The organism is Enterobacter soli (genome assembly GCF_964208575.1).
GTDB lineage: Bacteria > Pseudomonadota > Gammaproteobacteria > Enterobacterales > Enterobacteriaceae > Enterobacter > Enterobacter soli_A.
On sequence record NZ_CAXOFU010000006.1, the window covers coordinates 37,259 to 61,925 of the forward strand.

Below are 24,667 nucleotides of genomic sequence, written 5' to 3' on the forward strand. Positions count from 1 at the left end.
AAACCGCTAAACGTAAAAACCCGCCTGATGGCGGGTTTTGTTTTTAGGCCTTAGTCACGCGTACCGGCACGCTTTTATAGGCGGGCGTCAGGCTTTGCCAGTCCACCGCATCCAGCGAGAGCAGCACGTTGGCCTCCGGCAAATAGGCGCCAACCGACCCGCTCGCCATACTGTAAATCACCACCGTCAGGCCTGACATCATCCGCCCCCGCGAAGGCTGCCCGCTATCATCCAGCGCCTGCACGTTCACGACATCCCCTTCCGCCAGGCCGCGCGCGGTCGCTTCGGCTTCGCTCAGGAACACCACGTCGCGACGACCGGTGATGCCGCGATAGCGATCGTTCATGCCGTAGATGGTGGTGTTGTACTGGTCATGGCTGCGCAGCGTGGCCAGCACCAGCGCGTCGTCCGGCTGACGCGCGCGGTCAACGGCCCGGCGTCGACTCACCGCAAAGTTCGCTTTGCCGTTGACCGTCCGCCATTCGCGGCGGGAGGCTGGCGTGTCCATACGGAACCCGCCGGGTTCAGCAATGCGCGCGTTGTAGCCCGCAAATTCCGGGAGCACGTCGGCAATGGCCTCGCGGATCAGGGCGTAATTACCGCTCATCTCCTCCCAGTTAACCGGGGAGTCAGGCAGCGCGGCGCGCGCCATTTCAGCCACGATGGCCGGCTCCGATTTCAGCCAACGCGAGGCGGGTTTGAGCGCCCCGCAGGAGGCGTGAACCATCGACATGGCGTCTTCCACGGTGACGGACTGGATCCCCGTCGCCTGTACATCGCGCTCGGTTCTGCCCAGCGCCGGCAGCAGGTAGTTATGCTTCGCCAGCAGCAAGTGCGACCGGTTGAGCTTAGTGGCAACGTGAACCTGCATATCGAGGTGCTTTATGGCCGCAAAGGTGCGCTGCGGATCAGGCATCGCCACCGCAAGGTTACCGCCCATGCAAATCAGCGCCCTGGCCTCGCCGCGCTCGATCGCCCGAATACTCTCCACGCTGGAGCGACCATGCTTGCGGGAAACGGTAATCGAAAAACGATCTTCAAGGCGCTGTAAAAATGCCTCCGGAGCCGCCTCGTTGATCCCGACCGAGCGGTCGCCCTGCACGTTGGAGTGGCCGCGCAGCGGGCAGATCCCCGCCCCCGGCCTCCCGATGTTGCCTTTCAGCAGCAGCAGGTTAACCAGCTGCTGGACGTTTTCCGTGCCGTTTTTGTGCTGGGTGATGCCAAGCCCGTAGCAGATGATGGTAGCGCGGGATTGACTGTAGGTGTGGGCCAGATCTTCCATCTGGCTGCAGGTCAGCCCGCTTTCCCTTTCCAGCTCCGCCCATTTGTGGTTGCGAAGATCCTGATACAGCGCGTCGTAGCCTTCGGTGTGTTCCGCAATGAAATCATGGTCGAGGCAGAGCGGCTGGTTGAGCAGCGCCCGGGCTTCATCCATCTCGATTAGCGCTTTCATCATGCCTTTCAGCAGCGCCGAATCGCCCCCCATCTTCACCTGGTAGTAGCTGCTGCTGAGGGCGGTCGCTTTTCCGGAGAGCATCTCGCCCGGGCTTTGAGGGAAGCAAAACCGCTCGAGGCCGCGCTCTGCCAGCGGGTTAATGGAGATAATTTTCGCTCCGCGCTTCGCCACCTCACGCAGCGTGGTGAGCATTCGCGGATGGTTGGTGCCGGGGTTGTGGCCGATGCAAATCACCAGATCGCAGCGTTCAAAGTCGGCCAGCTCGACCGTGCCTTTGCCCAGACCGATGGAGTGGGTCAGGCCGACGCTGGTCGGCCCGTGGCACATGTTTGAACAATCCGGGAAGTTAGTGCTGCCATACTCGCGCGCAAAAAGCTGATACAGGAACGCCGCCTCGTTGGAGGTACGCCCGGAGGTATAAAACTCTACCTGCTCCGGAGAATCATAGCCGCGCAGGCGCTCGCCGATTTCCTGAAACGCCACCTGCCATTCGATGGCCTGCCAGCGATCCGTGGCGGCATCGTACTTCATGGGGTGGGTCAGCCGACCGCTGTTTTCGAGCGCATAATCGCTGTACTGCCATAGCTCGGAAACCGTATGGCGGCGGAAAAACGCCGGAGAAGCTTTCTTGCTGGTCGTTTCCCAGGAGACCGCCTTAACGCCATTTTCGCACAGCTCCATCGGCGCGCGATGGGCTGGATCGGGCCACGCGCAGCCCGGGCAATCAAAGCCCGAGACCTGATTCATCCTGAACATGGCGATAATGTCGCGGGCCACCGCCTTTTGTGAAAACACCGACGCCGAGACCGCTTTCACCGCGCCCCAGCCACCAGCCGGGCCTTGATAGCCGCGGACACCCTGAATACCCTTTTTCATTGCTACTGCTTATTTATCGGCAATTATTAATAGCAAATACGGTAGCAAGTTCTCTTTGGCATTGATTTCCTCTTGACGAGGTAACTAAAAACTACAATAAACGAGTTAGATTACTTCTCCCTGACCGGGGTAAACGGGCGAAAACTGAGTACAGGTATTCAGGGTTTTCTCTGATTTCCACAAGCCCCGTCATTTGCCGTCTGGACGTAATCAGGATCGACCCCGCTTTTTTTGTATCTGAGGGTGGCAGTAAGACATTTTTTCGTTAATTATTCATAGGTTATGTTGAGATAAAGGGTACCGATATGTACGATAATCTGAAAAGTCTGGGCATTACCAATCCTGATGAAATTGATCGTTACAGCCTCCGTCAGGAAGCGAACAACGATATTTTGAAAATCTATTTCCACAAGGACAAAGGAGAGTTTTTCGCCAAAAGCGTGAAGTTTAAATACCCACGCCAGCGTAAGACCGTGGTCGCTGACGGAGTGGGTCAGGGATACAAAGAGGTTCAGGAAATCAGCCCTAACCTGCGCTACGTGATCGACGAACTCGATCAGATTTGCCAGCGCGATCGTACCGAGGTCGATCTCAAACGTAAGATCCTTGACGACCTGCGTCATCTGGAAAGCGTTGTCACCAACAAGATCAGCGAAATCGAAGCGGATCTTGAGAAGTTAACGCGGAAATAAAAGCAAAACGGCAATCCTTGATTGCCGTTTTTAGTGTTTGCGCTCTCTCCGGTGAGAGCACCAGTCCGCACTCAGCTATCGCTGTTCATCAAGTTCTTGTAGGCCGGGTAAGGCGAAGCCGTCACCCGGCACACAGCCTCACCGCTGCTCGTCTAACTGAAGCGCCACGTACAGCAGCAGCCTGTCGTCAAAATTCCCCAGGTCCAGCCCGGTCAGCTCAGAGATACGGTTAAGCCGATACTCCAGCGTGTTGCGGTGTATAAACAGCGCTTTCGAGGTGGCCAGGGGCTGCACGTTATGGCGAAACCACGCCTGAAGGGTGCGGCGCAGCAGGCCGTTGTTGTCCATCGCCTTCAGGCGCACCAGCGGGCGCGCCAGCTCGTTGGCCTGCCAGCCGCCGCGCAGGCTGTCGAGCAGCACGGGCAACATCAAATCCTGATAAAAATAGCTCCGGCTTTCCGGCATCCGCTGTTTGCCCACCATCATGGTGGTGCGGGCGGTACGCCACGAACGGGCGATGCTGCCCGGCCCGGTAAAGTAGTTGCCGAGCGCAACGCGAAAGCGCAGCTGGCCGTTCTCTTTCATCCGCGCAATCAGCTGGTCGACCCGGCGACGGTGATCTTCCGCATCCCAGCGGCCAAACTGGTTTAGCGCCGGTTTAAGCACCACCATTTCGGTCAGCGAGACAATGGCCACCAGGTTGTTACGCTCCGGCGTGGCCAGCGCGTTTTGCAGCTGCTGCAGCTCGGCCATCGCGCTGTCGACTCCAAGCTGGCCGCTGTCCACCTCAATCACCGCCACCACGCGCGGCTGATTGAGATCGATCCCCAGACGCTGCGCCCACTCGCTCAGGGCAGGCGTATGTTCTTCCGCCTGAATCAGGTTCATCACCAGCTCTTCGCGCAGGCGGCTATCCTGCGCCAGCAGGTGCATCAGGCGCGACTGCTCCAGCATCATCTCGGCGGTCATGCACACCAGCTCGCCGTACTTGCGCAGCGACTCCGGCTCACCGGTCAGGCCGATCACCCCGACGATTTCCCCTTCGAGGCGCAGCGGTAAGTTGATGCCCTGACGCACGCCGTGCAGGTGTTTGGCCACCGCATCGTCGATATCCACCACCCGCCCCTGGGAGAGCACCAGCAGCGCCCCTTCGTGCAATTCACCAATGCGCTCGCGATCGCCGCTGCCAATAATGCGCCCGCGGGCATCCATTACGTTGATATTGGTATCAATGATGCGCATGGTGCGCGCCACGATATCCTGCGCCATTTTGGTATCAAGATGCCAGCCAGCCATGTAACCCTCCTGTGAGCAGAGCTCAAGCATAGGGGAGTTCAATCACGGCCGCATTGTGCAGATGCACAAACTCAGGGGGAGAAGTATGGACTTGTGGAAAGGGTCACAGAAAAGTAAAACCCCGCTCGCTGCCGGGCGGGGGTTTGAGGGGATTACTGCATCAGCAGGTAGATTGAGGAATCACCGCGCTGGATATTCAGCGCCAGCACGGACGGTTTGCTGTCGAGAATTTTGCGCAGTTCAGCGATGTTTTTCACCGGCTGCTGGTTCGCACCCATGATGACGTCGCCTTTTTTCAGGCCGATGCGGGCTGCCGGTGAGTTCGCTTTCACGTTGTTCACCACCACGCCTTTATCAGCGCCCTTGTTGCTCATCTCTGCGCCTTCAATGCCGCTGAAGATAGAGCTGGAATCCACCTGATTCTGGCTGCTCTGCTGCAGTTCAAGGCTGACGTTGACCGGCTTACCTTCGCGCAGCAGGCCAAGGGTAATTTTGCTGCCGACCGGCATTGAACCCACTTCCGCACGCAGCGCCGCGAAGCTGCTGATTGGCTTGCCGTTCAGGGAGGTGATGACATCACCCGCCTTGATGCCCGCTTTCGCCGCAGACGAGTTCGGCATCACCTGGCTGACGAACGCGCCGCGCTGGGCGTCAACTTTCATCGCCTTCGCCAGCTCGGAGTTCAGCTCCGTCCCCAGAATACCCAGCTCACCGCGTTTCACCTGGCCGTACTGCACCATCTGCGCGGTCAGGTTTTTCACCATGTTGCTTGGGATCGCAAAGCCGATACCGATGTTGCCGCCGTCCGGTGCCAGGATCGCGGTGTTAATACCGATCAGCTCGCCGTTCAGGTTAACCAGCGCACCGCCGGAGTTGCCGCGGTTGATGGCGGCATCCGTCTGGATGAAGTTTTCGTAGTTTTCCGCGTTCAGGCCGCTACGGCCCAGCGCAGAGACGATCCCGGAGGTTACGGTTTCGCCCAGGCCGAACGGGTTACCGATTGCCACGGTGTAGTCGCCAACGCGCAGCGCGTCGGAGTCGGCAATTTTAATCGCCGTCAGGTTTTTCGGATCCTGGATTTGGATCAGCGCGATATCGGAGCGCGGATCTTTGCCCACCACTTTAGCGTCGAATTTACGGCCGTCGCTCAGCTGGACTTTAATCGTGTTGGCGTTATCCACAACGTGGTTGTTGGTGACGACATAGCCTTTTGCGGCATCAATGATGACGCCGGAACCCAGCGCCATGAACTTCTGCTGCTGGCCGCCGTTACCGCCGCCCTGTGAGTCATCACCTGCGCCACCGCCCTGACAGAACGGTGAGCTCTGGAACGGTGAACCATCCTGGCAGAACGGCGAGTTGTCACCGAAGAACTGCTGGAAGTTGCGCGGCATGCGCGGCGTGTTAACCGTCGTGCTGCCTTCAACGTTAATACTCACCACCGATGGCATCACTTTTTCGAGCATCGGTGCCAGGCTTGGCATCGGCTGCGCCGCTGCGGCTGACGATGCGGTCTCGGCTGCCGTAGCAGTCACAGGAGACAGTGCTAAACCTAAACTCAGAGCCAGTGCACTCATTGCTAATGTGGTTTTTTTCATGTTTCTTAATCTCGATTAACAGATAACGCAAAATTGCTGTGTTACTCAGATTCGTTTTATACCGCTTAGTTCCGGGAGTAAGTTTATGGAAAAAGTAAAAATTTATTGGCCGTCTTTACAAAACTCCCCCTTTATTCCACCGCCATCAGCTTCCGGTATTCATCCCACGCATAGAGATCGGTCATCCCGCTGATATAGTCCTGAATAAGCCGGCAGCGATAATAATATTCCAGCACCGGCCACTGCAAAGCGTGGCGGTCAATCTTGCCAATCGCTTCTATGTAAGCCAGGCGATGGCGGGTCGACAGCTTATGATACAGGCGGGTTTCAATCGGCAAGCGGCGCACCCGCTCTTTTTCCACCAGCTCGCTGAATTCGTCCGTGGATAATTGCAGCAGCGGGCGGTAAATTTCCAGCAGGCCGCTTATCACCCGATATCCTTGCAGTTCCAGCTGTTCCACGTCGGGGTGGCTGAAGACGTGACGCACAGCGACATTCTTATAGAGCTCAAGCAGTTGGCTAAAGTCGCTGTCATCTTCCAGCAGGGCGTGGTTGAATTCCCCGCTGAAAATCATCGGCAGGTTATCAATAAAGCGCGAGGCCGCGTAGGGCACCAGCTTATTTAAGGTGTTGACCCGCAAATACATAAAGAACTGATCTTCGGTGCTGCGGCTGAGGGTATTTGAGCGCGATTTCTCCCACGCGTTTTCGACAACCTGGGCAAACAGCGACCCTTTTTCGTGTTTTCCCCAGGCCTCATAAAGATGCTGATAAAGTTCTTCTACGCTGAATATTCTTTTTTCAACGGCGTCTTCGAGATCGGCCACGCAATAGGAAATATCGTCGGCGGCTTCCATTATCCAGGTGAGCGGGAAGCGGCCGTGCGGGGTCAGAGAAAGTTCTTTACGTAGCCTTTCAATATAAACTTCTTCGGATAAATAATAGCCCGGCTTTTTCATTAAATAATTGTGCGATGCGGGCGGTTCGCCCATCCACCACGCCGGTCGCGTATATTTCAGAATGCAGCCGACCTGCGCCCACGTCAGGTTCATGCGCATCAGGGTGTGCACCATGCGAATGCCCTGCGCGTTGCCTTCGAAGTGGCAAAGATCCTGACGAACCTTGCGCCGCAGTTCGTTTAGCGCCTCCTCGCCTTCGCGCAGACGTAAATCCCGCACGGTACAGCGATCGTCGCTCAGCGGCTGGCTGATGGCATCCGAAGGGAAAAGGCGCTGCTTGAACCAGTCGTTAATCGCCGCCTCGCCGAAATGCCCAAACGGCGGATTGCCGATGTCGTGCATCAGGCAGGCCATCTCAACGATGCTTTCAAACGGGCCGGTCAGCTCGTCAAGGCCGTAGGTTTCGAGCAGGCGCTGCTCTTTCAGGCGGCTTAAAATCTCTTTGGCAATGTAGCGCCCGACCTGCTGAACTTCCATTGAGTGGGTTAAACGCGTGCGGACCGCTGCGTTACGCTCCAGCGGGAAAACCTGGGTTTTTTGCTGCAAACGGCGGATCGCCGGTGAGTTAATGATGCGCCCGCGATCGCTTTCGAAAATACGCAGGATCTCATGTTCACTTTTTTCTCCCTGTGGAGAACGAAAACGGCGCTGCCAGTTAATCTTGGTGCGAAAATCGATTGGTGCCATGTGCTCTCCCGCCTGAGAATGCGTTTCCCCTTATGCGCATGATAGACTATGCATCTTAACAAGGCACATCGCGAGTAAATCTATGAAAATCGGCATTATTGGTGCAATGGAAGAAGAAGTTACGCTGCTGCGTGACAAAATTGAGAACCGTCAGACCCTCTCTCTTGGTGGCTGTGAAATCTATACCGGCCAGCTGAACGGTGTCGACGTGGCTCTGCTGAAATCAGGCATCGGTAAAGTTGCGGCTGCGCTGGGCGCAACGCTGTTGCTCGAACGCTGCAAGCCGGACGTGATCATCAACACGGGCTCTGCGGGCGGTCTGGCACCGACGCTGAAAGTGGGCGATATCGTGGTTTCCGACGAAGCGCGTTATCACGATGCCGACGTGACCGCGTTTGGTTACGAATACGGTCAGCTTCCGGGCTGCCCGGCGGGCTTTAAGGCGGACGACAAGCTGGTTGCGGCGGCAGAAAGCTGCATCGCCGAGCTGAACCTCAACGCCGTGCGCGGCCTGATCGTCAGTGGCGACGCCTTCATCAACGGTTCCGTCGGCCTGGCGAAAATCCGTCATAACTTCCCGCAGGCTGTTGCCGTGGAAATGGAAGCGACCGCGATTGCGCACGTTTGCCATAACTTCCAGGTGCCGTTCGTGGTGGTTCGCGCCATCTCTGACGTGGCCGACCAGCAGTCGCACCTGAGCTTTGACGAGTTCCTGGCCGTGGCGGCAAAACAGTCTACCGTGATGGTAGAAACCCTGGTGCAGAAACTGGCACGTGGGTAAGCACTTCCGGAGGGCGCTTGCCGCCCTGCTTCTGCTGGCACCGGCATGGCTTTACGCCGTGCCGCGTGTTATCACCCTCTCCCCCGCCAATACCGAGCTGGCCTTTGCCGCCGGGATCACCCCCGTTGGCGTGAGCAGTTTTTCCGATTATCCCCCGCAGGCCGCAGGCATCGAAGAGGTGTCGACCTGGCAAGGGATGAACCTCGAACGCATCGTGGCGCTGAGGCCTGACGTGGTGTTAGCCTGGCGCGGCGGCAACGCGGAGCGGCAGGTTAACCAGCTGACCTCGCTCGGCATCAACGTCATGTGGATTGACGCCGTAAGCATCGAGCAGGTCGCCCAGGCGCTTCGCGATTTAGCGCCCTACAGCCCAACGCCGCAACAGGCTGAACGGGCGGCGCAGAATATGCTCAACGACTATGCGGCGCTGAAAGCGAAATACGATACCCCGACCAAAAAGCGCGTGTTTTTGCAGTTCGGCAGCCAGCCGCTGTTTACCACCGGACAGGGCTCTATTCAGAATCAGGTGCTTGAAGTGTGCGGCGGAGAAAACATCTTTGCCGCCAGCCGGGTGCCCTGGCCCCAGGTTAGCCGCGAACAGGTTCTGGCTCGCCAGCCCCAGGCCATTGTGGTAACGGGAAATGCGAGCGAGATTCCTAAAGTTGAAAAATTCTGGCAGGGTCAACTCAAAATTCAGGTAATACCGCTCAACGGCGACTGGTTTGAACGTGCCGGCCCGCGTATTATCCTCGCCGCAAAACAGCTCTGTGCGGCACTGGCGCAGAGCCATTAACAAAGACAATTAACATAGACCCGTAGTTCGAGGATTTCACGATGCTCGTATATTGGCTGGATATTCTTGGCACAGCCGTTTTTGCTATCTCCGGCGTTCTGCTCGCCGGAAAACTGCGCATGGATCCGTTCGGCGTTCTGGTATTGGGCGTGGTGACCGCCGTTGGCGGAGGCACGATCCGCGATATGGCGCTGGCGCATGGCCCGGTGTTTTGGGTCAAAGATCCCACCGACCTGGTGGTGGCGATGGTCACCTGTATGTTAACCATCGTGCTGGTGCGCCAGCCGCGCAGGCTGCCCAAGTGGGTGCTGCCGGTGCTGGACGCCGTCGGCCTGGCGGTGTTTGTCGGTATCGGGGTGAACAAAGCCTTCAACGCAGGGACGGGCCCGATGGTGGCTATCTGCATGGGCGTGTTAACCGGCGTGGGCGGCGGGATTATTCGCGATATTCTGGCGCGTGAAGTGCCGATGATCCTGCGAACGGAAATCTACGCGACGGCCTGTATCGCTGGCGGCATTGTTCATGCCACGGCGTATTACACCTTTGCTATTCCGCTGGAAACATCCGCCATGCTGGGCATGGTGGTGACGCTGGGGATACGTTTAGCGGCGATACGCTGGCATCTTAAGCTGCCGACGTTTGCGCTGGATGAAAATGGCAGGTAAAAGCAAAACGGTAACCTTGCGGTTACCGTTTTGAGTCTTTTCGGCCGGTGCGAGGGCGTCAGCCCGCACATCTTAAATACTGAACGAAGAGCCGCACCCGCAGGTGCTTGTCGCGTTAGGGTTGGTCACCACAAAGCGCGAACCTTCCAGACCTTCGCTGTAGTCAACCGAACCGCCCACCAGATACTGCAGGCTCATCGGGTCAACCACCAGCGCAACGCCCTGTTTCTCGATAGTCATATCGCCATCGTTCACCTGGTCGTCAAAGGTGAAGCCATACTGGAAGCCGCTGCAACCGCCGCCCGTAATATAGACGCGCAGTTTCAGATCGGGATTGTCTTCGTCGGCAATCAGGGTTTTCACTTTATTGGCTGCGGCTTCGGTAAACTCGAGCGGCACAGCTACTACGTCATCACTCATCTTATGCTCCCATGAATACTGCTGTTGGGTAAAAATCGCCCAATTCTTCTTGTCATTATCTAATACCCTGGTAATTCATTCAAGTATTCTGCTTGAGGGCGCGCTCGGCCTCAAGCTTGCCCAGGGTGCGTGCAAGGATGGTGGAGTATAGCGGTTTTCCACCCAGGAATTGGGCTAATAGTGTCGCGCCGAGGCAGGTAATGATCATTGGCAAAATGAGCTGGTAATTGTCGGTCATTTCCAGAACCAGCACGATCCCTGTCAGCGGCGCGCGCAGAGAAGCCGCCAGCAGCGCCCCCATTCCCGCGATCGCAAACGTCCCGGCATCAAGGTGATACGCCGGGAAACTGACTTCGGCGGCCATGCCAAATGCCGTCCCGAGCAGCGTCCCGAGCGCCAGCATCGGCGCGAAAATCCCGCCCGGCGCGCCGGAGGAGAAGCACAGCACCGTCGTCACGACCCGGGAGATAAACATAAACAGCAGCAGGCCCATGCTGAAATTGCCCGCCGCGGCAATCGGGATCAGCCCGAAGCCGCCGCCCGCGGCGTTAGGCTCAATAAAGCCCAGCACGCCGCACATCCCGCCGAGCAGGCCGCCCATCAGCACCCACTTCGTCGTGTTGCCGCCGTGAACGCGCTGGAACATATCCTGGGCGCGGATGATCAGCGTATTGAACAGCGGGCCGACCACGCCAAAAATCATCCCGAGGATCAGATAAAGCCACAGCGTATTCACCGGCGCGTTGGTCAGCTTCCCGACCTCGATTACCGCCTCTTCGCCGTTAAAAACGCGAAAAACGATGCTCGACATAATGACGCCGGTAAACACCGCTTTTATCGAGATCAGGTTGTAACGAAACTGGGCGCGCATCTCCTCGATGATAAACAGGATGCCCGCCAGCGGCGCGTTGAACGCCGCAGAAAGCCCGGCGGCGGCACCGGTCGCCAGCAGGGTGTGGCGCGCCTCGGCGCTGCGCATCCGGAACAGATCGCCAATCATCCGCCCGACGTTGCCGCCGAGCTGCACCGTTGGCCCCTCGCGTCCCAGCACCATCCCCGCGCCGAGCGTGCCCATGCCGCCGATGAATTTCACCGGGATCACGCGCCACCAGCGAACCGGACGCAGCTCTTCAAGCGCCCCTTCGATTTCAGGGATCCCCGAGCCGCCCGCCTCCGGCGCGAATTTGCGCACCAGAAAATAGCCGACCATCGCAAACAGCGCCGACAGGCCAAAGGCCGCGACCCACACCAGCCAGGGTTTATCGGCAAAACCGGCCACCGTACCGATACGCCAGTTGAGCACCGCATTCACCGCTTTTTCAAACGCCACGCCCACCAGCCCGGCCACCGTCCCGACCACCGCCGCCGCCAGCAAAATAGCCAGCGGGGTCTTATCGCGATTGAGCAGTCGGCGGATGCTGATGCGGTGCCGCGCGCGCGTAAACTGTTGTTCTTCAAAAGAGGAGGGTTCTGCTTTCATCATCTGTTCTTTTTCGTCATACAAATTTCCGTGGGGATTTTACCAGAGTGCGCCATCGCGTCCCCTGAAAAATCCTTAACAATTGTTTATGCATTAGTGGGGCAAAATTTCGCGAATCACTTAGAATAGTGCGCTTAATCATTTTATACGAACCAGGAACGATGCCATGAGCAAGTCTGAAAACCTCTACAGTGCAGCCCGCGAGCTTATTCCGGGTGGTGTGAACTCACCGGTTCGCGCCTTTACCGGCGTTGGCGGCACGCCGCTGTTTATCGAACGTGCTGACGGCGCGTATCTGTATGATGTCGATGGCAAAGCCTATATCGATTATGTCGGCTCCTGGGGCCCGATGGTGCTGGGTCATAACCATCCTTCTATCCGCAATGCGGTGATCGAAGCCGCTCAGCGCGGCCTGAGCTTCGGTGCGCCAACCGAGATGGAAGTGAAAATGGCCGAGCTGGTGACCGAACTGGTGCCGACGATGGACATGGTGCGTATGGTGAACTCCGGTACGGAAGCCACCATGAGCGCAATCCGTCTGGCGCGCGGCTTTACCGGGCGCGATAAAATCATCAAATTTGAAGGCTGTTACCACGGCCACGCCGACTGCCTGCTGGTGAAAGCCGGCTCCGGCGCGCTGACCCTCGGCCAGCCGAACTCGCCGGGCGTGCCTGCCGACTTCGCGAAGCACACCCTGACCTGCACCTATAACGATCTGAATACCGTTCGTGAAGCCTTCGAGCAGTATCCGCAGGAGATTGCCTGCATCATCGTTGAGCCGGTCGCGGGCAACATGAACTGCATTCCACCGCAGCCTGACTTCCTGCCGGGCCTGCGCGCCCTGTGCGACGAGTTCGGCGCACTGCTGATCATCGATGAAGTGATGACCGGCTTCCGCGTAGCCCTGGCGGGCGCGCAGTCCTACTACGACGTCGAACCGGATCTGACCTGTCTGGGCAAAATCATCGGCGGCGGGATGCCGGTTGGCGCGTTTGGCGGCCGCAAAGAGGTGATGGAAGCCCTGGCACCTACCGGCCCGGTTTACCAGGCGGGTACGCTCTCCGGTAACCCGATTGCGATGGCGGCGGGCTTCGCCTGTCTGACCGAGGTTTCTCAGCCGGGCATTCACGAAACCCTGTCCGACCTGACCGCGCAGCTGGCGCATGGCCTGCTGAAAGCCGCAGAAGAAACCGGAATTCCTCTGGTGGTGAACCACGTTGGCGGGATGTTCGGGATTTTCTTCACCGATGCGAAAACCGTGACCTGCTATCAGGACGTGGTGAAGTGCGACGTTGAGCGCTTCAAGCGTTTCTTCCACCTGATGCTGGAAGAAGGCGTTTACCTGGCACCGTCGGCGTTCGAAGCGGGCTTTATGTCCGTGGCGCACAGCAAAGAAGATATCAACAATACCATTGACGCGGCGCGTAAGGTGTTTGCGAAGCTTTAAAACGTGCGGCTTGATGCCCTCACCCTACCCCTCTCCCACAGGGAGAGGGAACCGATCGCGCGAAGCGTTACTAACGCGATCCCATTGCCTGCATAAAAGATAATCCTGAAGCGACTCCCTGTTCCGGCCGAAAATCGCCGAAGCGTTTCCGTAAGGCCGGGGCGAGGCGCAGGGACGCGCCGAGAGGGCATAGCCTGCAGGGATGCAGGCTGGTGCCCGACCCGAAAGCCTGAAGGAATAAGCTGAGGGCATCGCGAAGCGACGATTTTCTTGCCGGGAGCCAGGGTGGTCAGGGAGGCGGCGGTGAGCCTCCCTGACACGTTCACAGGTAGTGTGGTGACAGAGAAGCAGGGAACGTAAGGTGAACGGAATGACCTCCACAGCCGTATGTTCCCCTCACCCATACCTTCTCCCCAGCGGGAGTCAGTGCTAGCGACTCTGCTTCCTCAACAAATAAACAAAATACGGCGCGCCGATAAACGTCGACAGCAGCCCCGCCGGGATCTGGTACGGGAACAGGATCATCCGTCCACACCAGTCCGCAAAGACCAGCATTAGCCCCCCCGTTAGCGCCGACATCACGATGTGCGGCATCGTCCTGCGAAAGCCCATCATTCTGGCGATATGCGGCGCCATCAGCCCGACAAAGCTCAGCGGCCCGATGGTCATCGTCGCCGTGGCGGTCAGACACGCCGCCAGCAGCAGCAGCCCGATACGCGCGGGCGTCAGCGCAATGCCCACCGCGCGCGCGGTTTCGCCCCCGAGCGGCAGAATGGTCATCCAGCGGCGGCACAGCGGCACAATCGCCAGCAGCACGAGCATCGCCACGCCGGTATGCATCACCTGGCTGGCCGTCGCCCCGTAGGTGGAGCCGGAGATCCAGGTGAGGATCTGCGCCATGCGCGGATCGCCGCTGGCCTGCAGCATCATCAGCAGCATGGTGAAGGCGGTGCTGAGCGCCATCCCCGCGAGCAGCATTCGGTGCGGCGAGAACCCGCCGCGCCCGGCGGCAATCATGATAATCAGCAGCGTGACGGCCGCGCCGATACTCCCGGCAGGCATCAGCCAGCCAAAGGCGTTGCCCGGCACCAGGAACAGCATCAGCACCACGCCGAACGCCGCGCCGGAGCTGATCCCCAGCACTTCCGGGCTTGCCATCGGGTTACCGGTTAAGCGCTGGATAATGCAGCCCGCCACCGCCAGCATCACGCCCGCGATCAGCGCCGACGAAATGCGCGGCCAGCGCCACTGCATCAGTTCATTGAGCAGATCCCCGCTCGCCCAGTGCCAGCCCTGGGCGTCACGCCCGAGCGAGAGCGCCGCGAAGGAGGCAATAATCAGCACCGCAAGTCCGGCCAGGCTAAACCACAGCACCGACCGACGCTCGGCATAGACCTTATCGCCCGCGTCCATCGCCGGGGCGCTCATGCTGCGCAGGCGCGGCAGCAGCCACAGCAGCAGCGGTGCGCCGATCAGCGCCGTCACCGAGCCGGTGGAGACTTCCATCCACACTCTTGAGAGCCAGAGAATGATTTGATCCGACAGCCAAAGGATCAGCGCCCCGATCAGCGGCGCGAGCATCAGACGCGCCAGCAGGCGGCGCGCGCCGAGCATTTTCGCCAGCAGCGGCGCGAACAGGCCGATAAAGCCAATGATCCCCACCGCGTTCACCAGCAGAGCGCTGAGCACAATCGCCAGCGTCAGCGCCGCCAGACGCGCAAGGGAGAGCGCCAGCCCGAGGTTGCGCGCCACGCCGTCGTCCAGCCCCATGAGTGTCAACGGACGCAGGAGCAGCAGCGTCAGCACCACGCCGCCAACCAGCTGCGGCCACAGGCGCTGCACGATGCTCCAGTCGGTCTGGGTGAGCGTTCCGGTGCTCCACAGGAACATGCTTTGCAGCTGATCGTGATGGAACAGCACCAGCAGCTGGTTGATGGCGCCGCAGTAGAGGCTCACCACCAGCCCGGCGAGGATCAGCGTTACCGGCGAGAGGCGCTTACCCCACGCGACGCCAAACACCAGCGCCCCCACCACGCACGCCCCGGCAAGGGCGGCGAACTGCGAGGTTAACGCCCCGGGCAGCGCCCACAGCGTGGTGATGGTGATCCCAAGCTGCGCGCCGGTCGCGACGCCGAGCGTGGTCGGCTCCGCCAGCGGGTTACGCAGAACCTGCTGGAACAGCACGCCCACCAGCCCTAATCCGGCCCCGACCAGCAGGGAAATCGCCAGCCGCGGCAGCAGGCTGTAGTGGAACAGCATTTGCTGGATGTTATCGATATCCGGCGTAGCCAGCGCCGCGCCCCACTGCCCGCGCGGCAGCGCCGTCGACAGGTTGAACCAGGTCAGCGTCAGGGCAACGAGGAAAATAAGCGTCAGCAAGAGCGCCGGGAAACGGGCGATACGCGTGCTCATGCTTTACCTCCCAGCGCGCCGTCCAGCACCCGGGCGAAGTGCATGGCTGACAGGGTCGCCCCGTAGAACCATACCGCCGGCACGCGCTGGAAGCGCTGCTCGCGCACGAACGGCATCGCCTGCCAGAGCGGCGTCGCCATCAGGGTTTGCATTTCGCGCTCGTTGCCGTGATCGAAACAGAGCACGTCCACATCGCGGAAGGCCGCCAGGCGGTCAATGCCCACGGCGGTGCTGCCCCAGAAGGTCATCTCCCCTTCCCAGGCATTGCGGATGCCAAAGCTATCCAGCACTTCCTGGAACAGGCAGTTGTGACCAAAGACCAGCACGTGTCGGGCATCCAGCAGCGTGACCATCAGCAGCGGACGGTCGCCACGGCTTGCGAAGCGCGGCTTGAGGGAGTCAATCAGGGCATCAAAGTCGTCGAGGTGGCGTTTCGCCGCCGCCTCTTTATTCAAAAACTGCGCCATTTCGTTAATTGAGCTGCGCGCCATCGTCAGCGGCTTTTTGCCGTCGCTAAAGGAAAATCCGCGCCCGGGCGCGATGCGCGCCATTGTCTCCTCCGAGGGGCCATAGCCCGCGGACCAGAACAGGAATGACGGCTTCATCTGGGTGAGCAGCTCGAGGTTGGGCTCGGTGCGCAGGCCGATGTCGATAACCGACGCGGGCAGCTTTGGCTCGTTCACCCACAGGTTGTAGTTCGGGATATCGGCCACGCCGTAGGGCGTGACGCCCAGCGCCAGCATTAGCTCAACGGGCAGCCACTCCAGCGCCACAATGCGGTGCGGATCGATGGCCGCCGCGCGCGCGGGGCGCATTTTTAACAGGAGTGGCGAAAGCGCCAGCGCCGTCAGCAAGCGACGGCGGCTCATCATCATGCGTTCCATCAGTACACAAAGCTCACCGGTGCAGCCCCGGCAGGGTGAGGCAAGATCCCCATTGGAATACCGTAGATATGTTCCAGCGTTTCACTGCGCATCAGCTCGGACGGCGTGCCCTGGGCGATCGTCTCGCCGCCGCGCAGCGCCACCAGATAGTCGCAGTAGCGGGCCGCCATATTGATGTCATGCAGAACGGCGATCACCGTCAGGCCGCGCTGCTGGCTTAAGCGGTGGATCAGCGCCAGAACGTCAACCTGATGGGCGATATCCAGCGCGGAGGTGGGCTCGTCGAGCAGCAGACAGCGGCTGTCCTGCGCCACCAGCATCGCAATCCACGCCCGCTGACGCTCGCCGCCGGACAGGCTATCGACCAGGCGATGGGCCAGCGGTTTTAGTCCCACCAGCGAAATGGCTTCCTCTACTTTTTCACGGTCGGCGACGCCAAAACGCCCGAGCGCTCCGTGCCACGGATAGCGCCCAATCGCCACCAGCTCGCGCACCGTCATCCCTTCCGCCTGCGGCAGCTGCTGCGGCAAATAGGCCACTTTGCGGGCAAAGGCTTTACTGTTCCAGCTCTCAAGGGGCTGCCCGTCCAGCAAAATATCCCCTTCTGAAGGGGGCTGATGGCGGCCAAGCATTTTGAGAAGCGTTGATTTACCGGAACCGTTGTGGCCAATAAGGCCAGTGACTTTGCCTGCGGGGAACGTCAGAGAGAGCGGGTGCAGCAGGGTGCGCCCGGGTACGCGAAAAGAGAGGTTGTTGAGCGTAAAGGTGGTGTCAGATTGCGATTTATTGTCCTGCATATCAGCCAACTTAGTGAAAAAAGGGCACGAAAACCGTGCCCAAAGAGAGTTAGAAGCGGAAGGTTGCTGTCGCTACAACCTGACGCTCAGCACCCCAGAAGCATCCGTAGGTGTTAAAGCAGCTGGCAACATATTCACGATCGAACAGGTTGTTCACGTGCAGCGCCACGTTCGAGCCTGCCATGCCAACGCGCGCCAGATCGTATCGAACCAGTGCGTCCACAACCGTGTAGCTGCCCACTTTGAAGGAGTTCGCCGGGTCGCCGTAGCTGGAGCCAGTGTAACGCACGCCGGTACCCAGCGTCAGGCCGGAGAGCGCGCCATCAAACAGCGTGTAGTCGCCCCAGACGGATGCCATGTGTTTTGGCACCTGCGCTGGCGTGTTGCCTTTGTAGTTGGTGTCGGTGGTGTACTGCGCGTCGGTGTAGGTATAAGAACCCACCACGTTAACGCTCGCAGAGAGCGCCGCTTTCGCTTCCAGCTCTACGCCGCGCGAGCGAATTTCGCCGCCTTCAACCGAGAAGAAGGAACCCGCAGGATCGCCCATCAGGTTGTTGGTTTTGGTCAGCTGGTAGACCGCACCGGTGATAACGATCGGACGATCGTTCGGCACATATTTCACGCCCGCTTCGTACTGTTTGCCTTTAGACGGTGCAAACAGCTTGCCCTGCGCATCGGTCTGCGATGCCGGTTCGAAGGATTCGCTGTAGCTGAAGTACGGGGTTACGCCGTTATCAAACAGGTAGTTAACGCCGCCGCGCCAGGTGAACTGGGTGTCATCACGCTTAGAGGTTGACCCCGTTACGCGGTTGAAGGATTCCTGATCCGCCCAGTCGTAGCGACCGCCCAGGGTGACCAGCACTTTGTCCCACTGCGCCTGATCCTGAACGTACAGACCGGTTTGCTTCTGACGGTTCAGAACCTGATACGCGCCGGAAGTTGCCGGATCTTTCGAGCCGAAATCGAAGTTGCCGTTCACCGGATGGTAGAGATCCAGCAGCGGTACAGAGTCGTCGTAGCCGAACCAGGAGTTGATGTCGTTACGCATGCGCATGAAGTCAACGCCGGTCAGCAGGACGTGGTCCACTTCGCCGGTGGCAAACGTGCTCTGCAGCTGTGTATCCACGGTGAAGTTTTGCAGTTTTTCGTCATCGACAACGTATTTACGCGCCAGATAGCGGCCTTTGTCCGCAGGCGCTAGCGCCGCACACTGCTTGCTGTAGACGTTTGCTGGGTCGGAACAGACGCCATAGCCGTAAACGCTGTTCTGGGAGGTTTTATTCTCCGCAAAGCGCAGGTTCTGACGCACCGTGAAGGTGTCGTTGAACGCGTGGTCGAAGCTGTATCCCACCATTTTCTGATTGCGGGAATAGGTGTTGTTCTTCGCGCCTTCGTTGAAGTCGGTTGGCAGACGATCGCCGTTCGGCAGCGGATCGACCGTCCCCTCTTTCGGCAGCCAGCCGTAGTAGCCGGTTTCAGGCTCGTTCTGGAAGTAAGAGAGGAAGGTGAAGTTGGTTTTGTCATCCGGGCGCCAGGAGAATGACGGCGCGATGGCATAGCGCTGCTCGCCTTTGTCCTGCTGCTGCGAATTGTTGGAACGCGCAACGCCGGTTAAGCGATAGGAGTAAACGCCGTCGTCATCGATGGCATCGCTGAAGTCAAAGCCGGTCTGGAACAGGCTGTCGGTGCCCATCTTGAACTGGACTTCTTTCAGCGGCTCGGTTGTCGGGCGCTTGCTGACCATGTTCAGCAAACCGCCTGGGCTGCTTTTTCCGTACAGCACGGAAACCGGGCCGCGCATGATTTCGGCGCGCTCCAGCATATAAGGGTCAATTACCGCGTCGTTATAGAAGTTGCCCTGCATCTTCATACCGTCGAGGTAGTTGTTCTGGCTCTGACCATCGGCGGCAAAGCCGCGGATCACCAGGTAATCATAGGTATTGGACGCACCGCGGGTGCCGACCGCAACACCCGGCGTATAGCTCAGGGCTTCTTTAACGGAACGCGGCTGGTGCAGCGCCATCTCTTCTGCCGTCACGACGGAAATAGACTGCGGAACCTTTTGAATAGGGGTATCCGTTTTGGTGCCGGTAGCAGACTGACGAGCAGCAATCGTTGCCGCCGGGCCCCAGGCACTTTCCTGCGGCGCGGGGGCGGCAGTAACGGTGATGGTTTCTTCTTTTTTCGGGGTTTCGGCAGCCTGTGCATATGCAGACATGCCGGCAACCGCTGTGGCTACGACGACCGCGATTTTTCGCAGCGTCATGTTAATTGGCTGAGCAGTATTGGAAAGCGCCATGTTGTATCTCTGATGGAAAATTGAATGATAACGTAAACGAGAATTATTATTATGACCGCAGAATAATATGCGAAACGCTGAACGCATAGCAAGCAGTATGCGCCCCTACTGGAAATAAGGGTTTAAGAAACAACCAGATGAAAAGAAGGGGTTAAAAGAGTTGGGATTTATGTTGTTCTGATGAAATGACCTGGTTAACCAGGCCATCCTATTCATTCATCGATAATAGATTTCAAACGTTGCCAGCGCCTTCACCTCGCCGGGCTGGACGGAATCAAGCATGATGTACCGCGCCTTTAGCGGGATGGTGATAGACTGCTTCCCGACCGTTTTCATATTGGCGTAATAGTGCTTATCGAAATCAACGACGTTGCCGCTGCTGCCAATTATCTGAATCCCGACGCCTTTTGCCGCATTTTCTCCATCCTGGATACTGAGGATGTTGTTTTTCGTCACGGTGTTTGAGCCCGCAGAGGTAAATCTGAAATCGACGATTAAACCAGGCGCGCAGTCTGCCAGCTCGATTTTAAACTCATCGCCGGAAACGACCGGTGAATACGCGCTGACGAAAGCATTCGTGGTGATCGTTTTTAACGGCACGGTGATGTTTTTTTCTACCAGCGTGCAGGCGTTGGACACGACGTCCATCTTCGCGTTGGTAAAGGTCAGCTCGGCGACGAGCAGGTTGTCATACTGCCACTTTGCAACCAGCTCGGTGGCATAAAGCGTTCCCGCGGCAATAGGCCCGGTCACCACAACCTGAAAAATCGCGTTGAAATTCAGGGTATAGGTACCCGCGCTATGGCTTACCGTTGACGATCCTTTGCTCCACGGCTTGATGTATCCCGAATCGAAGCTCGCCGTGCCGGTGTTTACCCATGTCGCGCGTATCCCGATCCCTGGAACACTCGTCGCGTAAACGCCCGACAGCGGGTTATCTGAAACCAGATCGGCATCGCTAATCCCCCCGGTATACCCCTGATATATCGGCCCCGTCGCATTGCAGGTCACCTTTACGGTAGCGGAGCTCATTTGCCCGGTATACAGCACGGTACCCACGATGACATCCTGCGGGAGGCTCAGTGACGGGATGGTAAAATTCATCTTACCGATGCTGCTCCCGCTGTTAAAACTGCATGATGCCCAGGCCGGCTGCGCCAGCAGGCTTGCGGCCATCACGCCCACGAGTTTGAGAATAATAAAGAATCTGGATTTCACGCTTAACTCCTCCTTGAGTTACTGGCAGCTGGCGGTCATATGAAGCAGCCCGGCTTTGGCGTTTTCCGGTACTGAGATCTTGCCCGCGCACTGCGTTTCCGGCGTTTCGCCCCACTGCACGCGGAACGCCTGAGTCCCTTTAAGCCCGGTGAGGTACACTTCACCCTCTTCGCCCACGATGTTCGTCACGCCGTCCATGCTTAAGATCGCGCCAAACGGCACCATCCCCTGCGGGCGCGTTAAGGTGACGAGCGCGCGTTTACCGGAACGCGCGGTGAAATCAGCCGCCACCACCGCGCCTTTGGTTGGAATAACGGACGCCGAGGCGTCGTGGATATCGATCTCTGCACGCCCGCGGGTATTTACCGTGATGCTGTTGCGGCGATAGGAGGTCAGCGACGGCACCACCGCGTTGCCCCAGTAGTCGGTATACACGCCCTGGGTGTTCTGCACTTTTACGTTATCGCCATCCTTGATGTGGACGATCCCGAAGGCGTTTTGAACCGCCTGCCCCAGGGTGACGCCGTGCGGATGCGCCACAATTGAACCCTGAGCGCTATATCCCCACTGCTTACTGTCTTTTTGATAGCTGTAGCTGGCGCTGACTTCCCCGGCGGAAGCGCGATAGCGCGACGAGAGATAACCGCCGTTTCCTTCGTCGTTGCCCATATAGGTCTGCTGAAGGTTGTAGCTGAGATTGTTATCTTCCAGCAGCGTTCCGCTAATGCCCGCCTGGTGCGATGTTCCGCTCTTTTTGACATCTGTCACCGTGTAGGTCGCCCAGGCGTTCGTCAGCCAGCGCGACAGCGGAACGTTAATGGTCAGCGACACCTGCTGGTCATCATCCATGAACGGCGTTTTGGTCAAGTTGTAATTCACCGACCAGTTGATGTTGTTCCAGCTGCTGCTGTAGCCAAAACTGATGCTGCGCTCGTGGCCTTTCAGCCCCCAGTAGTCCTGCTGATAGGCGTTGGCATAGATCGAACCCAGCACGTCCAGCGACTGAGAAAGGTTGAGCTGGAAGCGGCTGCGGCGGTTGTTTTTACCGCGATAGTTGTAAAAATCATCGTCATCATAGCGGTTGCTGCGCTGATCCAGCGCTTCCTGGAAGGTGTAAAAGCCCGCCGTCGAGTAACGGTAGCTTGCCAGGGTAACGGTTGTATCCGTCGCCGGGAAATCTTTCGCGTACTGCGCGCGCCAGGATTGTCCGTTGGCAACGTCGCGGTCGTCGTTGAGGGTGGTTTTCGCCGCCGTTAAGTCCATCGACAACGAGCCAAAATCACGCAGATCGGCACCCAAACCAATCAGACCGGCCTGATACATGGACGCCCCCTGCAGGCCGCCGTACACCGTCATGCCGTACGGCAAACCGTATATCAACGTGCCCTGGCCGAACTCCGGCTCTTCAGCCGCATTCACGCCGCGATACTGACCGCCAGACAGGCTGTATTTGTACGCGTCTTCACGCAGCATGATCGGCACCGAGGAGCTTGCCTGAATAAAATGCTGCTCAGCGCCGTTGGCCTCCTGAACCGTCACTTCCAGATCCGCACCCGCGGTAACCTGAGAAAGGTCGTGAATTTCAAACGGGCCCGGTGAGACGTTGGTCTGGTAAATGGTGTAGCCGTTCTGCTTCACAATGACTTTGGCGTCGCTGGCCGCGATGCCGCGAACGACGGGCGCAAACCCCTGAAGGCTGCTCGGCAGCATCCCGGTATCCGTTTCCATCTTAACGCCCGTCATCTGCACGCTGTCGAACAGCTCGCCGTTGGTGTAGGTCTGGCCGATGGCGAGCTGGCTGCGCAAGCTTTTCAGGTCGCGTTCCAGCGTGGTGCTGATGGATTCCCAGCCCTGCGTTTGATCCCAGTTGCTGGCGTTTTTCAATCGCCACGGGCCAACGTTGAGCCCGGAGTTCACGCTCGCCCAGTTCGAAGTGCTGGTGCTGCTGTTATTCTGCTGGCGGCTTCCGGAAAAATAGTAACTCGCCCAGAGCGCGGGGATGCCGTCGTCCCAGTTTTTAGGCGAGGTTTCACCCGAAATATGGCTATTGCGATAGATCTGCGGAATGTGGACCTGCAGCACATGGCTTTCCGGGCTAAAGATAAATTTAGCCTCCGGAATGTAGCGGCTGATATCGCCCACCAGCGCATCGTCTTCGAGATCTTTGATCCCCGGCATCGCGTCAACCTTAGCGCCCAGCTCCCGCAGATCCGCTTTGGTGAATTGCGGGATCAGCGTCTTTCCGTCTTTGGACAGAAGATAGGTGACGTTGCGTTTATCAATGAGGTCATGGTTCCAGACGATAGCCGTGAGGTAATCGCCCGGCGTCAGGCCATTGCTCCGAAGATAGGCTTCCAGCGCCCCTGAATTTTCGAGCGGGGTTTCCGTTTCAAGCGCACTAATATTGAAATAATCATCCGCATACACCGGACACACCGCGGCCCATATCGCCAGGGTGAGCGCCCTGATGTTAAAGGGGCGTTTGGTTATGATTGGAAGCATATGCACCACCGTCATTGATTAAGTGTCTGATGCTGCATTACAGGCTTTGCTTGCGTTGCTCGGTCTCAGCACCAAAATCATTGATGGCGGTCCAGGTGAGCCGACCTTTCGCGTTAGCCGGAATCGCGAAATATTGCTCGCTGAACGGCGCGAGCATCATCGACAGCGCGGAAGGCGAATTCTGCTCTTTGGACGGAGTCAGCGCTTTTCCACCCAGGGAAAGTTCCCCGAAGGAGACATAGAAAGGCGTTGGGTTTTTCACCCGCAGCTGATTACCGCTGCGGCTGAACTGCAGCGATGTCCACGCGTTTTTTGCCGCGTTGCCGTCCAGCGACGACGGGCGATAAAACAGCTTCATTTTGCTTTTAATGGCGAACTGCAGCGTATTACTGCTGCGCAGCTCTTCGGGGATCGCGGAGACGGATTTCACATTCATCATAAACAGCGATTCACGATCCTGAGGCAGTGCGTTTTTATCACCGGTATAAACGATATGCAGCAGCGTCTGGCGGTTTTCTTCCAGTTTATAAACAGGCGGAGTGACGACAAAAGGCGCTTTATTGTCATCAATACCGCTGATCCAGCTCTGAACTAAATACCGTTTATCGTTATCTTTATTTTTTAACGTGACCTGCACTTCCGGCTGTTCAGACGGATAAATAACGCGCGTGCCGCCAACAATTACCCCTGCCAGTGACGCGCAGGTATAAAAGAGAAGCAGCAGCGAAAACATTCCGAAATTCCATTTCATCATTTTCATTCCCTTTGAAAATTGTAAAAAAAAGCACTGACTCATATGAGCCAGTGCTAAAAACGTAAATTAACGGTAGATCAGGGTGTAGGTAGTCTGAGCCGCGTAGTCACCCACTGTAGGCACGGCAGAACCGACCTGGATAACTTCAGCGGTATAGTTGAATACTACGCTTGCTGCATTAGCTTTACGCAGCGCAACGTCTGGCTCAGAGCCATCGAATTTGATGTAGCTGCTGGATCCTTCCGGCAGCAGACGCACGCCGAGGTTGCTTGCAGTACCCGTCGCTTTCAGAACTTCGTCGTCGTAACCGGAAATACGTGTGCCGTCAAAAACAACGTTCAGGTTTTTAATTGCAGAGTCACACTTGGTCACGGTAATCACTAAAGGCTGTGAGTCGCCAACCGTTTTATCCGCGCCAAATGAGGTGGTGGATAAGTTGTTGAACGTCACAACGCCATTGGTCGTTGAACCATTAACGTCAACGGCGCAGCTATCCGCAACAATCTTACCATTAAAGGTTACAGTTCCAGTATCGACGGCCATTGCAGGTGAAACTACCGCAGCGAGCAACAGCGTTGCGAGATATTTTTTACACATATTGTATTCCTTACATATGTTTAAGTGATAAGCACGCGGAAAGAAATAAGACAG

At 58.0% G+C, this 24,667-nt stretch carries 19 protein-coding genes; 5 read left to right on the forward strand and 14 right to left on the reverse strand.

The annotated features are described in order from the left end of the window. Positions 1-43 precede the first annotated feature (43 nt). Positions 44-2,332 (reverse strand): FdhF/YdeP family oxidoreductase, encoded by a 2,289-nt coding sequence (locus AB6V08_RS07805; protein ID WP_368542151.1) that lies wholly within the window; start codon positions 2,330-2,332, stop codon positions 44-46. A gap of 305 nt (positions 2,333-2,637) precedes the next feature. Here AB6V08_RS07805 and AB6V08_RS07810 point away from each other — a divergent pair, with 305 nt between their 5' ends. Continuing rightward, entirely contained in the window at positions 2,638-3,024 is a 387-nt protein-coding gene (locus tag AB6V08_RS07810; protein ID WP_014168696.1) for a DUF3461 family protein, read from the forward strand. Between the two features lie 138 nt (positions 3,025-3,162). Here AB6V08_RS07810 and cdaR read toward each other — a convergent pair whose 3' ends face one another. The 3 genes from cdaR to dgt all read right to left on the reverse strand — a co-directional run bounded on the left by cdaR (position 3,163) and on the right by dgt (position 7,564). Further along, positions 3,163-4,320, reverse strand: a complete 1,158-nt coding sequence (gene cdaR / locus AB6V08_RS07815) for a DNA-binding transcriptional regulator CdaR (RefSeq protein ID WP_014068966.1) — start codon at positions 4,318-4,320, stop codon at positions 3,163-3,165. A 152-nt stretch (positions 4,321-4,472) separates the two neighbouring features. Then, positions 4,473-5,918: a serine endoprotease DegP gene (degP, locus tag AB6V08_RS07820; protein WP_368542152.1), complete on the reverse strand. Its 1,446-nt coding sequence runs from the start codon at positions 5,916-5,918 to the stop codon at positions 4,473-4,475. Between the two features lie 131 nt (positions 5,919-6,049). Further along, positions 6,050-7,564 (reverse strand): dGTPase, encoded by a 1,515-nt coding sequence (dgt, locus tag AB6V08_RS07825; protein WP_368542153.1) that lies wholly within the window; start codon positions 7,562-7,564, stop codon positions 6,050-6,052. 82 nt (positions 7,565-7,646) lie between these two features. Here dgt and mtnN point away from each other — a divergent pair, with 82 nt between their 5' ends. The 3 genes from mtnN to AB6V08_RS07840 are packed head-to-tail and all read left to right on the forward strand — an operon-like array spanning position 7,647 to position 9,803. Beyond that, entirely contained in the window at positions 7,647-8,345 is a 699-nt protein-coding gene (mtnN, locus tag AB6V08_RS07830) for a 5'-methylthioadenosine/S-adenosylhomocysteine nucleosidase (protein ID WP_368542154.1), read from the forward strand. Next, the gene (gene btuF, locus AB6V08_RS07835; RefSeq protein ID WP_368542155.1) at positions 8,338-9,138 is read left to right on the forward strand and encodes a vitamin B12 ABC transporter substrate-binding protein BtuF; all 801 of its coding nucleotides are present in this window, start codon (positions 8,338-8,340) and stop codon (positions 9,136-9,138) included. Before mtnN ends, btuF begins: the two co-directional genes overlap by 8 nt. 41 nt (positions 9,139-9,179) lie before the next feature. Next, a complete protein-coding gene (locus tag AB6V08_RS07840; protein ID WP_368542156.1) occupies positions 9,180-9,803 on the forward strand; it encodes a TRIC cation channel family protein in 624 nt (207 codons plus the stop codon). 72 nt (positions 9,804-9,875) lie between these two features. Here the strand turns inward: AB6V08_RS07840 and erpA are convergent, their stop codons facing one another. Further along, a complete protein-coding gene (gene erpA / locus AB6V08_RS07845; protein ID WP_368542157.1) occupies positions 9,876-10,223 on the reverse strand; it encodes an iron-sulfur cluster insertion protein ErpA in 348 nt (115 codons plus the stop codon). Between the two features lie 79 nt (positions 10,224-10,302). Next, positions 10,303-11,703 carry a H(+)/Cl(-) exchange transporter ClcA gene (gene clcA / locus AB6V08_RS07850; protein ID WP_368542158.1) on the reverse strand — a complete coding sequence of 467 codons (1,401 nt, stop codon included), beginning with the start codon at positions 11,701-11,703 and terminating at the stop codon, positions 10,303-10,305. Between the two features lie 166 nt (positions 11,704-11,869). Here clcA and hemL point away from each other — a divergent pair, with 166 nt between their 5' ends. Beyond that, on the forward strand, positions 11,870-13,150 hold the full coding sequence (gene hemL, locus AB6V08_RS07855) for a glutamate-1-semialdehyde 2,1-aminomutase (RefSeq protein ID WP_368542159.1): 1,281 nt from the start codon (positions 11,870-11,872) through the stop codon (positions 13,148-13,150). Between the two features lie 429 nt (positions 13,151-13,579). On the opposite strand, the gene fhuB is transcribed toward hemL, so the two are convergent. From fhuB to AB6V08_RS07895, 8 genes are all read right to left on the reverse strand, one after another. After that, positions 13,580-15,562: a Fe(3+)-hydroxamate ABC transporter permease FhuB gene (fhuB, locus tag AB6V08_RS07860; RefSeq protein ID WP_368542160.1), complete on the reverse strand. Its 1,983-nt coding sequence runs from the start codon at positions 15,560-15,562 to the stop codon at positions 13,580-13,582. Continuing rightward, positions 15,559-16,437 (reverse strand): Fe(3+)-hydroxamate ABC transporter substrate-binding protein FhuD, encoded by an 879-nt coding sequence (gene fhuD / locus AB6V08_RS07865; RefSeq protein WP_439649863.1) that lies wholly within the window; start codon positions 16,435-16,437, stop codon positions 15,559-15,561. The genes fhuB and fhuD overlap by 4 nt, the downstream gene beginning before the upstream one ends. Before the next feature lie 8 nt (positions 16,438-16,445). Then, positions 16,446-17,243 (reverse strand): Fe3+-hydroxamate ABC transporter ATP-binding protein FhuC, encoded by a 798-nt coding sequence (gene fhuC / locus AB6V08_RS07870; RefSeq protein ID WP_368542161.1) that lies wholly within the window; start codon positions 17,241-17,243, stop codon positions 16,446-16,448. A gap of 49 nt (positions 17,244-17,292) precedes the next feature. Next, entirely contained in the window at positions 17,293-19,542 is a 2,250-nt protein-coding gene (gene fhuA, locus AB6V08_RS07875) for a ferrichrome porin FhuA (RefSeq protein ID WP_368542162.1), read from the reverse strand. Between the two features lie 216 nt (positions 19,543-19,758). Further along, positions 19,759-20,760 carry a fimbrial protein gene (locus AB6V08_RS07880; protein WP_368542163.1) on the reverse strand — a complete coding sequence of 334 codons (1,002 nt, stop codon included), beginning with the start codon at positions 20,758-20,760 and terminating at the stop codon, positions 19,759-19,761. A gap of 18 nt (positions 20,761-20,778) precedes the next feature. Then, positions 20,779-23,262, reverse strand: a complete 2,484-nt coding sequence (locus tag AB6V08_RS07885) for a fimbria/pilus outer membrane usher protein (RefSeq protein WP_368542164.1) — start codon at positions 23,260-23,262, stop codon at positions 20,779-20,781. A 37-nt stretch (positions 23,263-23,299) separates the two neighbouring features. Beyond that, positions 23,300-24,013 carry a molecular chaperone gene (locus AB6V08_RS07890; protein WP_368542302.1) on the reverse strand — a complete coding sequence of 238 codons (714 nt, stop codon included), beginning with the start codon at positions 24,011-24,013 and terminating at the stop codon, positions 23,300-23,302. Between the two features lie 69 nt (positions 24,014-24,082). Next, positions 24,083-24,613 (reverse strand): fimbrial protein, encoded by a 531-nt coding sequence (locus AB6V08_RS07895; RefSeq protein ID WP_368542165.1) that lies wholly within the window; start codon positions 24,611-24,613, stop codon positions 24,083-24,085. Positions 24,614-24,667 lie beyond the last annotated feature (54 nt).